This window comes from Aneurinibacillus tyrosinisolvens (assembly GCF_001015055.1).
Lineage (GTDB): Bacteria > Bacillota > Bacilli > Aneurinibacillales > Aneurinibacillaceae > Aneurinibacillus_A > Aneurinibacillus_A tyrosinisolvens.
The window spans coordinates 261,496-273,246 of sequence record NZ_BBWZ01000002.1; the positions used below are offsets into that span (position 1 = coordinate 261,496).

The window sequence follows — 11,751 nt, forward strand, 5'->3', positions numbered from 1 at the left end:
TTATGGCTTTTTTTAAAAAGCGTTCAACCGATTCCGAGCAAACTCAGGAACCATCAATAAATGAGACAGAGGTAAAGGAATCGGCTGGTGCTGAACATCAGGAAGATGGCTTTGTTTCAGAAAAAGAACAGCCAGTAAAGGAAAAAGAGTATGCCCGGCCGCAGACTCGGTTAGTTCTTCCGCAGGGAAAGGACGAGCTTCCCAATGAGTTACGCTATGTTATGCAATTTATTCATAGTGAACTGCCTCCGATTGAGGAAGGGACCCTTTCCATTGATGGATATAAGTTGGAGCAAGGGACCTTTGGATTTACCCTCACGGCTTTCTTGCGCAACAACACGGAAGAAGCAATATTCTTAACCTTTGTTCCTCTTGTTTTATTTGATGCAGATAATAATTTAATCGCGCGGCGGGTATTTAATCTCGATGCAGTGGAGATGGAGCCGAAAACAGCGCTTCCTTATCAATTTGAATTTTATCCAGAGCATTTTACAATGAATTCATTTGATTTGTCTTCCTGGTATGTGGCGTTTCATATGCATGGGGATGAATTCCGTGCAGTAACGCCAATTGAGCCTTTTGAAACAAGGGAGGATTTTTCGATCCAGAATCAAGTTGAGAAGGAGTACCGCCAGGCGCGGGCTCATGCATTGAATATTTTAGAGGAAACTCAGGGGCAGATTAACTTTATCCGCGGAGGTTTTGCTTTTTCGGAAGCAGGTAATCTTGCTGTAGAGCTATATATCCGTAATGGACGTGAAGAAGAGGTTAGCCTTCCAGACAATCTTGTCTGCACGGTTCTTGATACACAGGGTGATGAGGTGGCCTCCGCTTCTTTTGATCTTTCTGGTGTCCTGCTCCCTCCGTCTTCAGTGACACTGTATACGTTGGAATACGACAAGAACTTGATTAGAAAGGAAAATCCTGATTTATCTGATTGGTCCATTCGAGTAGAAGGGTAAATTTATGAAGCATCCCCAGGGGTGCTTCTTTATTTATTAATGTATATTTATCTTTTTACTACTATATATTGTTTAACGGGAGAAATATTGGGTATATAAGAATGTAGAAAATTTATCTTAGGGGTGGTCAAGGGTGAAAAAGAAATTGATTTCTGCTTTATGCACGGCTGTTGCTTGCACAGCGCTTACGGTTCCTTCTATAGCCGGAGCAGCTGCTACTAAGGTGTTTGTAGATGGTGTATCTATTACATCTGAACAGTCTGCGATAATCAAGAAGAACCGAGTGCTTGTACCGATGAGAGTCATTTTCACTAAGTTAGGTGCTGAGGTACAGTGGAATGAAAGTGAAAAGACGATTACGGCTACAAAAGGGGACAAAAAGTTCACGATTACGATTGGATCTGAAAACGCGGTCACAGGAGGAAATACGATAGTAAAATTAGATGTTCCCCCAGAGGCGATTAACGGCCGTACGCTTGTTCCTGCCCGCTTTGTGAGTGAAGTGCTCGGTGCCAGCGTTAATTGGGACAAAAAAGAAAATGCCGTACATATTATTTCAGCGCCATCAGCGTCACCTACACCATCCACGCCATAGGGTGCCATGGCTAATTGTTTATACCATGCAAACTAAACCCTCCTGAATTTCAGGGGGGTTTACTATTTTTACATTTTCTTTTTAAAAAAACAAATGACAAAACAAGAAAATCTTGTTACAATAACTTTTGTTGAAAAAAATAGTTCGGATACGAAATGTTTTTTCCCGAAACACATGGAAAGGAGGGGGAGGGAATGGAAAATCCATCACGGCAAATCCGTTTCTTAATCAGACAAATCAACCAGGCTTCTTCGGCCTCGTCGCCTGTGAGCTCTCCGCCTACGGCATCACCGTCCCCCAGATTCTTGTCCTTCGCTCCCTTAAAAACCGCCGCCTCAAGATATCCGAGATTAGCAGGGAAGTTGGACTTTCCAACAGCACCGTATCCGGCATCATCGATAGGCTCGAAGAGGGCGGATACGTGGAGCGCGTTCGAGACAAGGAAGACCGGCGGGTAGTCTGGGTTGCGCGTACGGATAAATTCAAGCGGATTACGAACGAAGTGCCTGTTCTTCAGGATCAATACTTTGACTCCCTGCTTGCCGGAATTACTGAGGAAGAGAGACAGTCCATCCTGAAGTCCCTTACCCTCCTTTCCAATCACATCCAGGATAAACTGCACGATCGTAAGGGATAAAATTTTTGCGTCTATATTTCGTATTCAAATGATTAGGTTGAGAAAGAACCTACATAGAAAAGGTTGAGGTGGGAGAATGAACCGGAAGAAGTTGTTGATTTTTCTTCTCGCAATCATCGTATTGGGAGGGGGCGGTATCGGTTATTACTACTGGTACCAGGGAAAGCATTATGTAAAAACAGACGACGCGCGCATTCAGGGCGACACGTATCGAATTCTGCCACAAATTGCCGGGGAAATAACGAGCATGAATGTCGAAGAAGGGGATACCGTGCAGCAGAACCAGGCGATTGCTCAGCAGGACACGTCCAACATGGACCCAAGCATGATCGACAAATCCGTTCTTCGCGCGCCGGTGAGCGGAACGATTATCAAGTTGTTCTCCAAAGACCATGAAATGGCTTCACCAAGCTCGCCTGTAGGGTTAATGGTCGACATGAATGACTTGTATGTATCGGCCAATATCGAAGAAACATATGTGGATCGTATCCAGCCTGGCCAGGTAGTCGATGTGACGATCGACACGCTGAACGGGCAGACACTCAAAGGCAAGGTGCGCAGAGTAGGCAAAGCGTCCAACTCGATGTTTTCTCTCCTGCCTGCAACGAACACCAGCGGAAACTTCAATAAAGTAACCCAGCGTGTTCCGATAGAAATCTCATTAGGCAAAGCGCCCGGGCTGGAACTGATTCCGGGAACCAACGTTGAAGTGAAAATTCACGTATCGTAAAGGAGGGTTACAATGGCAACCACACCAACAGCTGCCGTGCCTTCCGAAGAATCTGCAAGTTACCGCTGGTTTGCCCTGCTGGCCATTATCCTAGCGGCTTTCGTGGCAATTCTAAACAATAGTTTAATTAACGTAGCGATCCCGAAGCTGATGAATGTTTTTGGATCCACGCAGGACCGGATTCAATGGGTATTAACCGGCTATATGCTGGCTTCGGGCGTTATCATCCCGATTAGCGGATACATGGGGGAGCGCCTCGGATATAAGAGATTTTTGATTATTGCGCTTGGTGTCTTTACAGGAGGAGCTTTCCTCTGTGCCATTGCCTGGAGTGATATGTCGCTCATCATCGCCCGCATTATTTCCGGGCTTGGCGGGGGCGTTATCATGCCTGTGAGTATGGCGATTATTTATAAAATTATGCCCCGGCACCAGATTGGAATGGCGCTCGGACTCTGGGGAATTTCCGCCATGGTAGCCCCGGCCGTCGGGCCTACGCTAAGCGGTTATTTGATTGAATGGTTGAGCTGGCGTTTTCTTTTTATTATTAATATCCCGATTGCCCTTTTTGCGATTTTCATGATTATGGCCTTGCTGAAGGAAACGGAAAGAACCGCAGGCAAGAAATTCGATACATGGGGCTTTGTTCTTTCATCCTTATCGGCCGGTACCTTGCTGTATGCGCTCAGTAACGGCCAGTCTAAAGGCTGGACATCATTTGAGATTGTCGGACTGTTTTATGTTTCGATAAGCTCTCTCCTCCTTCTTCTGTGGGTAGAGACGGGCAAAGAAAATCCGCTGATTGATTTGTCCCTGTTTAAGAATTTCCATTATACGCTCAGCGTCATTTCAGCAAGCCTTGTTACGGTCGGGTTGTTTGGCGGGATTTTCTTAACGCCAATTTTCTTGCAGAACATTCAGGGTGTTTCCGCGATTGATACGGGGATTATTCTGATTCCACAGGCGATCGCCATGGCGGTTACCATGCCGATTGCGGGGAGGCTTTTTGACAAAGTAGGGGTTGTTCCGCTTGGCCTTGTCGGATTAAGCTTGCTGAGTGTGATGACATACGAGCTGCACAATTTGACCGTGGATACATCGCACCAGTGGCTGGAAACCGTGCTATCTCTTCGGGGAATTGGCATTGGGCTTTGTATGATGCCTCTCTCTACGGCCGGGATGAATGCAGTGGCCCCGCAACAGGTGGGGAACGCCTCGTCGCTCTCCAACCTGATTCGCCAGGTAGCGGGGTCGATGGGAATTGCGGTGCTGACCACAATTATGCAGCAGCGCAGCGCCCTTCACGCCCAGCACATTGCAGAGTCGGTTACAGGAGACTCACTGACAACGGTGACTCAGATGTTTGGCAGCAGCACGAGTGCCGCTCTTGGCGGTATGATACAGCGAGAAGCGTTGACCCGGGGAGTGGCGGAAACATTCCTGCTTTCTGCCCTGCCGCTTTACGTGACCATTCCACTTGTTTTTCTTTTTATGGTGAAGAAAAAAGATAGCAAAGAAAGAAAGGGAATATAGCATGGCAAAATCAAAGATAAGTAAAGGATTGGGCGTTGTCCTGCTCGGTACAGTCCTCCTTGCGGGGTGCGGTACAAACGCCCAGGAGGTTATGCAGCAGGGACCGGTTTCCGTTAAGACAGCCCAGGTTCAAGCAGGCGTGATGAGCAGTGGCCCTGTATATACCGGAACGGTACAGCCGAATGAGAAAGTAAACATTGTGCCCAAGGTGGGCGGAAAGATCGCTTCGATTCCAGTAGAAGTCGGAACACGAGTACAGAAAGGGCAGGTACTATTCGCCCTTGATGATAAAGATTTACGAAATGCAGTAGCTCGCGCGGATGCGGCGGTTGCGGCTTCCAGCGCAACCATTCAAACGGCTGAGCAGGCGCAGAAAGCAGGCGTTGTACAGGCAACGGGCGGTGCTGTATCAGCGAAAAACGGTATGGTGCAGGCAAAGAGCGGTATGGTGCAGGCGAAGGGCGGTATCCTCCAGGCGCAGGGTGCGGTTACCCAGGCCCGCAGTGGGGTTGAGCAGGCGCAGCATGGCGTGGAAGGCGCGAAACTGGATTTCCAGAAGGCAAACCAGGCCTTCACGGATGCCAAAACGAACCGCGACCGGATGAAGCAGTTGTTTGACCAGGGAGCCGCTTCCCAGGTTCAGGTGGACCAGGCAGAAACCGCGTACGTGAACGCGCAGGCCGCCTATCAGGGTGCACAGATCGCCCAGAAGAATGCGCAGGAGAAACTGGCAGCCGCCCAGAAAGGCCTAACTGTGGCAACGAATAGCTATAACAATGCAACGTCCGGATATCAAAATGCCACATCTGGCTACCAAAACGCAGAGAGCGGCTACCAAACGGCCCAGCAGCAAATCGGGATTGCTAGCGGAACAGCCGGAATTGAAGCGAGCCGCCAGGGATTGAAGCAGGCAGCAGTGGGCGCACAGATTGCAAGAGACGCGCTTTCTGATGCGGTCGTTCGCTCGCCGATTGATGGTATCATCGGTGTGAAGAATGCTGAAGTCGGCGAAATGGTATCTCCGCAGTCTCCTGCTCCTGTGCTCGTTGTTGCGAATCTGGACACGGTAAACGTACTCGTTTATCTTCCGGCTGAGCGTATCAACCAGGTGAAGCCAGGGAATAAGGTGCAGGTGAAGGCGGTTGCTTTCAACTATGTAACAACCGGAACGGTGAAAACAGTGAGCCCGCTCGATGAAAAAGGAAAGGGCTACCCGGTTCAAATCAGCGTGCCGAATGAGACGCTGCAGTTAAAATCCGGTATGGTTACCGAAATTACGCTGGCAGACCCGAAGGCTCCACAGGGGCTTGTGATTCCTGCTTCCGCCCTTGTGAAGGCGGAAGGGAAGTCGTTCGTGTTTGTTGCTGAGGGTGACCATGCGGTGAAGCGTGAAGTTGTCGTAGGGCAGCAGAATGGCTCACAGGTGCTGGTGAAGAGTGGAATTAAAGCTGGTGAGAAGGTTGTAACAACGCAGGCAGAAATGCTGTCGGATCAGGATAAGATAAGCGTACAGCCATAATGGATATATCTGAAGCCCATGGTTTTTGTTTTTTCAAAAATCCATGGGCTTTTTTGGTGCGTTGGGCATGGGGATTATTATGATACAGGAGCACACCGTGCTATAATAAAAGAAAAGAGGTGGATCCGGTGGAAACAAAATGGATGAAGCTATACGTTGATTTTGCCTTCAAAAGGCTATTCGGCTCGCAGGAGAATGAGCGGATTTTGATGGCGTTTCTTAACGCGATGTTGAAGCCGGCTCCCGAAAAGCGGATTACGATTGGAGGTGCGGGCAATGGACAATCCGACATTACAGGAAGCGATGGAGAAATGGGAAGACTTGAGCCGGGACCCGGAAGCGATTCGGGAGTATGAGGCGCGTCATAAGGCATTGATGGACCAGCTTTCTGCCATTAAAGAGAACGAGCGCAGGCAACTGCAGCGGTATGAGGAAGGCATTGAGAAAGGCATTGAGAAAGGCATTGAGAAAGGTATTGAGAAAGGTATTGAGAAAGGTATTGAGAAAGGTATTGAGAAAGGTATTGAGAAAGGTAGGAGTGAAGAAAAGCGGGCTATCGCGTTAAAAATGCTGGCAGATGGTATGCCGATTGAGCAGATAGCCAATTACTCTGGCCTTTCCCTTGAAGAAGTTAAGAAACTTAAAAAGAATTGATAAATTACGCTAAATTTGGGTCCGGTTATTGATTTGTCGATAACCGGACTATTTTTTGAAGGTGAACCTACCATCAGCGGCTCCGCTTTATCTATTTCATTTCAGGAAGCCAGCTTCTTTTTTTATTAGTACTCTCCCTTGATTATCCGAAATTTATTGTTTATACTTTGTTTATACTTTGGGAGGAGGTTGTATGAATTGTTCCAGGTTCAAAAATGGGGTAACAGTTTAGGTATACGCATCCCTAAAGCCATAGCAATGAAAGTGGGTCTTGAAGAAGGCTCAGAGATTGATTTCGATGTTGAAGATGATAAAATTATTATTAAGCGTAAGGCACAAAAGTTAAAAGAATTATTGTCACAAATAACACCTGACAATATTTATAAAGAGGTTTCTACTGGCGATGCAGAAGGTCGTGAAGTATGGTAAGTGTATACATTCCCGCACGCGGGGACTTAGTTTGGTTACAGTTCAATCCCCAATCAGGACATGAACAAGCAGGAAAAAGACCTGTACTCGTTATCTCACCAGAGTCCTATAATGCGAAGGTAGGATTGGCCTTACTGTGTCCTGTCACCTCTAAGATAAAGGGATATCCTTTTGAGGTTATCCTCCCACAGGATTTATCGATTGAAGGTGCTGTTCTTTCTGACCAGGTAAAGAGCCTTGATTGGCAATCACGACGAGCCTCGTTCATTTGTAAAGTATCTGATGAAACATTATTTGAGGTCATTTCAAAAATTGAGTTGTTAATCGCAAAGTGAAACGTTCAGGGGGAGATGGGGAGTTGCGAAAGTCCTATCTTATATGGGTGATACTGGCGCTGGCACTGGCCATTCGCCTTTACACACTAGATACATACGGCTTAAAACTAACGATAAACAGCGATGACCAGGGATACACACACAGCGCCATTCGCCTCGTAGAAACCGGCCAGCTTACATACAGGGGGCCACGGGAACCGGCGCACTTCGAAACGGAGCCGACCGTGAAAATCATGCCGGGGCAGCCGTTCCTGCTTGCCGGTGTCTTTCTCGTATTTGGGACAGGCACTGTCGGTCTGTATGCGGCGAAGGTTGTCATGATTCTTATCGGCCTTGCAGGCATCTATGGTATTTATTTGCTCGGGCGATATATCTGGGGAGAGGGCGCCGGGCTCATCGGTGCGTTTCTGCTCGCGATTTCTATCCAGCATATTGTCACGGACACGCTGCTGCTGACGGAAACGCCGTTTATGACGAGTTTAATTTACATGGTATACTTCTCGGTTCGTCTTGCGCACGAACGCAAAGCCTGGCACTTCTACGCGCTGATGTTCTTTTATATCGCCGCGCTCATGTTCAGAGCGACGGTTGCGCTGTACCCGGTTGTACTGCTCGTTTATCTTTTACTAAAAAAGTATCCGTTTGCGCTGATGAAAAAGCAGGTAGGAATCGCGGCCATCATTATGCTTATCGTTCTGATGCCGTGGTGGGTGCGCAATTATATTCACTACCATAAGTTTATTCCGCTGACAGCGGGAGAGGGGCACCCGCTTCTCATGGGAACGTACCAGGGAGAAGGATACCCGAACAAGGAGACGCTGGAGCAGGCGTTTGCCCGCATTAACAAGCAGTATCAGGGGAAAGAGTTGTTCGTTATTATTGAAGCGCAGAAAGATCTGGCAAAGGAACGGATGGCGGCCTGGTGGAAGGCGGACCAGGAATCGTTCATCCGCAGCTACGGCTGGCTTAAGCCAAAGTTGCTTTGGAAAGATGACTTTTACTGGATTCAGGTTTTCGATATTAAGCGGACGACTGTGAAGATGATTCAGCCTTACCTCGTCTGGGCAGGGATGATAGGGTGGCTGCTTGCGCTGATTCTTTCATCTAAGGGCCGGGCGGAAGTGCTGTTCATTGCTTTGTTCCTGCTTTATTTTACGGCCATTTACAGTGTGTATTTCGTGTTTGGGCGTTATAACACGTCAGAAATGCCGTTTATGTTTCTCGGCGCTGGGGCAGGCCTGTTTGCGCTGTTTCAGCTATTTTCAGGGGGAACGCAGCAACGGCGGGTTCGGCACTAAAAGTACAATGATATTTCTAGCAACAAAGCCTGATTGATTAAGCAATCAGGCTTTGTTTGTATTTTTTCCTATGGTGATTATTTGTAATAAACGTTAAGCGTTCTCTTCTCTGAAGCAATCGTATGGGTTGGCTCATCGACATCTACAAGCCGGAATTCAATCGGATGTTCCCCATTACTGCTGCTAAGCGCGTAGACATCGATGGTTTGATTGAAATCAGGAGTCAATTCAAACCCTACAAGAGGCCCCCAGCCATCGGATGTCAAATCCCACCAGTTACCGTCTGCTCCTTTTGCCCAGAGCTGGACATTTACACCTTCAGAAACAGCTTTAATCCTGGCGTGGTACCCTTTGATTCCTTTTTCTTTTGTAGAGATGTTTAATTTAGTTGGAAGTAAACCATCAATGGCAGCAGGTACTTCCCGGTTGAAATCTTCTCTTGTTTTGTTCATTTTGTTAATCATGGAAGCAGTCTTGCTGATTTCTACGGTTCCGGCATGCATTAATTTGTATGTAGAATATGAAGTCGTAGAGCTTGTTACTTGTGAGCCTGCAGTCGTTTCATCTGCCGCAAATACACTCATAGGAGCAAGCGAACTTGTAAATAAGACAGCCGTAACCAGGGTTTTTTTGAATGTCCTCATAGGTTTACCTCCGTATAAGTTTTTAATTTTTACTATTGTGAAAAGTTAGTTACCAATACAGTACCTCGACACTATTATATTGAAACCAAAAAAAACCATATTTTATCTTGAAATGTGAGATTTCCCCATGAGTAAAAAATATATGCACATAAAAAAGAGGATAGATAGTGTCATACTGTACTATCTATCCTCTTTTTTATTTACTTATTTTTATACCCGGGAAGTTTACCGCGGTTCTCAGCAAAGAGCGGCTTTCCGGTATCAGCGTCAATAAACGTTACCGTTGTGTACGGCGGAAGGTTTACTTTTCCGGCAAGATACGGGTAGGTAATCACCTGGGCGTATGCATTGCCGGGTTTCGGCTTCGTAAGCTTTACGTATACACGCGCTTGCTCCCAGCTCATCTCCTGCTTCGTAATCTGTAAGCCGTAGCCTTCGCTCGGGCTTTTCCCGCAGGCGATAACATACAGGTTGTCTTTCTGGTGGATGCCCTTCTGTTTTTTTACCTGCTCAATAAATGTTTTTTCCTCCGCAGTCAGCGAAGCTCCCGCGACAGGAGTGAATGGCTGAGTGCCGCCCGGCCAGCCTACGTTCACTGTACTTGTTTTGGCATCCCAACTCACCGTATGGCCAAGCTGTTTCACCATCCAGGCAAGCGGCACGAATACGTTTCCATTTTTGTCTACCGTGGCCCCTTGATCCACAGGTTTCCATGTGGCATTTACTTTAATCTGATTTGCATGGGGTTGAAAAGCGAAAACTGTATTACCGACAGTAAGGGTGGGCAGGTTCTCTGCCTTCCCGGTTTTTCCGTGGACAATCAGGACTAAATCCTGCAGTGCAATCATCGTACGGTTATTTACTAAGTGCAGGCTGTTCTTAAGCGGAACCGCCTGGCCCATCACTTCCAGCTGCGGAGACGTAGCCGCAAACGCCGGAGTGAACAGTAAGAGACTTGTTCCCATCACGCTTGCGAGCAGGAGTTTTTTCATCGTAGCATCTCTCCTTTGCTTTAATTTGGTTCTCACTGTACAAGACGATGCGCTTCAGGGAAATGTTTCAGCAAAATTTGTAGAAAATTTGTCAGAAATTGCTTTCTTGCATTTTTAAAATATTACAAAATCTACTTTATAATGGAAACGTACAAAGTAACTTATCTTTTTTATGAGGGGGATTATAATGGGTGAGTTAGAACTGGAGATGGGTATTGAGTTGTTCAAGTATTACGGACATGCCTTCTGGCCTGACAGAGAAGATGGCATAGGCGAGGTAACACGCCTTCTTATTAAAGGAAGGAGGGGATATGTCAAGTGTAGTACAGATGCGTTCTACAGGGGGTTGTGTAAAGCGCTGAGCACGACTCCTGCACTTCTTCGCAAGTATTCCTATAAGATTCTTCACCAGCGCAGGCTTGCACCCGTTGTCCTTCGAATCAACATGCTGCTTATCCCTTTTCCTTGCGTGTTCTCCACGAATCCGGCACACCGTTATATGTATGCGCGTTTCTCCTCCATCAAAGAATGCAACTATTATCCCGCTTCCCGTATGGGCAAGCTCATCTTCGAAGACGGCCATACGATTGATTTACAGCATTCGATAAAGTTTCTTATACGCCAGCAATACCAGGCGCGCGTACTTCTCTTGCATTACACAAACCCCACCGGGTTTTAACCGATACGTATTTTTAAAAAAAAGGCTGTTTTTCTTTCCTATCTTACGATACATCTCAAATTAGTATGTGAAAAAACATACAATATCGTTCTAGGTGCTGATAGCCGATCTGCACTTCTTTTCCTGCTGGCGTATGCTGTGAATGCGCGCAATATATGCAGGGCCGGCCCTCAGAATGAGGGAAAAAGAATGCAGGATTATGAATGGTATGAATTTATGCTGAAACATGAGCCGCTGCTGGAGAAGTGGACAGGCAGGTATCCGGCAGGACCGATTCGTGAGGAGGCAAAACAGGTAGCACGGATTGCATGCTGGAACAAATTAAGCTCCTATGATGCGAGCAGGGGAGCGTCGCTGTCGACGTATCTGTACCTTGTCGTGCGCGGTGCACTGCTGAACTGGTACTACCGTGAGCGCCGCTGGCAGGAACGCCACTGTTTTCCGGCTCCGCCCGATGCAGAAGGTGAGCTTACATGGGAGGATACGATTGAAGACGAGAGCCGTTTGTCTATGGAAGAAGAGTTAATCTGGCAGGACTGGATGTCTTACTTGCCGGAGCAGGAAGCCCGCTGTCTGACGCTGCATATTCGGGATGGATATTCACTCATCGAGGTGGCGGCACGGATGGGCGCACCGTATGAGCGGGTGAAGAAGTGGAAGCAGCGGGCACTGGCAAAATTAAGGACAAGAGTAGAAAAGAAAGAGTAGTGCTATTCGTACAGTGATACAGTAAGGAGAGGTGCT

General features: G+C 47.3%; 15 protein-coding genes. 13 read left to right on the top strand and 2 right to left on the bottom strand.

What is annotated here, in order from left to right; translation table 11 throughout:
- Window positions 1–2 precede the first annotated feature (2 nt).
- The 11 genes from MBEAL2_RS03240 to MBEAL2_RS03285 all read left to right on the top strand — a co-directional run bounded on the left by MBEAL2_RS03240 (window position 3) and on the right by MBEAL2_RS03285 (window position 8,692).
- Entirely contained in the window at window positions 3–962 is a 960-nt protein-coding gene (locus tag MBEAL2_RS03240; protein ID WP_047150883.1) for an SLAP domain-containing protein, read from the top strand.
- A 133-nt stretch (window positions 963–1,095) separates the two neighbouring features.
- Window positions 1,096–1,557, top strand: coding sequence for a copper amine oxidase N-terminal domain-containing protein (locus MBEAL2_RS03245; protein WP_052947401.1), 462 nt, complete (start codon window positions 1,096–1,098; stop codon window positions 1,555–1,557).
- A 130-nt stretch (window positions 1,558–1,687) separates the two neighbouring features.
- Complete coding sequence (locus tag MBEAL2_RS29965) at window positions 1,688–2,194, top strand: MarR family winged helix-turn-helix transcriptional regulator (RefSeq protein ID WP_161798156.1); 507 nt, start codon at window positions 1,688–1,690, stop codon at window positions 2,192–2,194.
- Between the two features lie 76 nt (window positions 2,195–2,270).
- Window positions 2,271–2,924, top strand: a complete 654-nt coding sequence (locus MBEAL2_RS03255; RefSeq protein ID WP_047150885.1) for an HlyD family secretion protein — start codon at window positions 2,271–2,273, stop codon at window positions 2,922–2,924.
- A 12-nt stretch (window positions 2,925–2,936) separates the two neighbouring features.
- Window positions 2,937–4,457, top strand: a complete 1,521-nt coding sequence (locus tag MBEAL2_RS03260; protein ID WP_047150886.1) for a DHA2 family efflux MFS transporter permease subunit — start codon at window positions 2,937–2,939, stop codon at window positions 4,455–4,457.
- Window position 4,458: 1 nt separating this feature from the next.
- Window positions 4,459–5,976, top strand: coding sequence for an efflux RND transporter periplasmic adaptor subunit (locus MBEAL2_RS03265; protein ID WP_047150887.1), 1,518 nt, complete (start codon window positions 4,459–4,461; stop codon window positions 5,974–5,976).
- A 128-nt stretch (window positions 5,977–6,104) separates the two neighbouring features.
- Window positions 6,105–6,332: a PD-(D/E)XK nuclease family transposase gene (locus MBEAL2_RS29970; RefSeq protein WP_082129726.1), complete on the top strand. Its 228-nt coding sequence runs from the start codon at window positions 6,105–6,107 to the stop codon at window positions 6,330–6,332.
- Entirely contained in the window at window positions 6,253–6,630 is a 378-nt protein-coding gene (locus tag MBEAL2_RS31565; RefSeq protein ID WP_052947402.1) for an Rpn/YhgA-type helix-turn-helix domain-containing protein, read from the top strand. Before MBEAL2_RS29970 ends, MBEAL2_RS31565 begins: the two co-directional genes overlap by 80 nt.
- A gap of 198 nt (window positions 6,631–6,828) precedes the next feature.
- Entirely contained in the window at window positions 6,829–7,059 is a 231-nt protein-coding gene (locus MBEAL2_RS03275; RefSeq protein WP_047150888.1) for an AbrB/MazE/SpoVT family DNA-binding domain-containing protein, read from the top strand.
- On the top strand, window positions 7,053–7,394 hold the full coding sequence (gene mazF / locus MBEAL2_RS03280) for an endoribonuclease MazF (protein ID WP_047150889.1): 342 nt from the start codon (window positions 7,053–7,055) through the stop codon (window positions 7,392–7,394). The genes MBEAL2_RS03275 and mazF overlap by 7 nt, the downstream gene beginning before the upstream one ends.
- Before the next feature lie 23 nt (window positions 7,395–7,417).
- Window positions 7,418–8,692 carry an ArnT family glycosyltransferase gene (locus tag MBEAL2_RS03285; protein ID WP_052947403.1) on the top strand — a complete coding sequence of 425 codons (1,275 nt, stop codon included), beginning with the start codon at window positions 7,418–7,420 and terminating at the stop codon, window positions 8,690–8,692.
- A gap of 77 nt (window positions 8,693–8,769) precedes the next feature.
- Here MBEAL2_RS03285 and MBEAL2_RS03290 read toward each other — a convergent pair whose 3' ends face one another.
- Both MBEAL2_RS03290 and MBEAL2_RS03295 read right to left on the bottom strand, forming a co-directional pair.
- Window positions 8,770–9,336: a hypothetical protein gene (locus tag MBEAL2_RS03290; RefSeq protein WP_047150891.1), complete on the bottom strand. Its 567-nt coding sequence runs from the start codon at window positions 9,334–9,336 to the stop codon at window positions 8,770–8,772.
- A gap of 200 nt (window positions 9,337–9,536) precedes the next feature.
- Window positions 9,537–10,328: a protease complex subunit PrcB family protein gene (locus MBEAL2_RS03295; RefSeq protein WP_047150892.1), complete on the bottom strand. Its 792-nt coding sequence runs from the start codon at window positions 10,326–10,328 to the stop codon at window positions 9,537–9,539.
- A gap of 187 nt (window positions 10,329–10,515) precedes the next feature.
- Here MBEAL2_RS03295 and MBEAL2_RS03300 point away from each other — a divergent pair, with 187 nt between their 5' ends.
- Window positions 10,516–11,007, top strand: coding sequence for a hypothetical protein (locus MBEAL2_RS03300; RefSeq protein WP_047150893.1), 492 nt, complete (start codon window positions 10,516–10,518; stop codon window positions 11,005–11,007).
- A 189-nt stretch (window positions 11,008–11,196) separates the two neighbouring features.
- Entirely contained in the window at window positions 11,197–11,715 is a 519-nt protein-coding gene (locus tag MBEAL2_RS03305; RefSeq protein WP_047150894.1) for a sigma-70 family RNA polymerase sigma factor, read from the top strand.
- The last annotated feature ends 36 nt before the right edge of the window (window positions 11,716–11,751 follow it).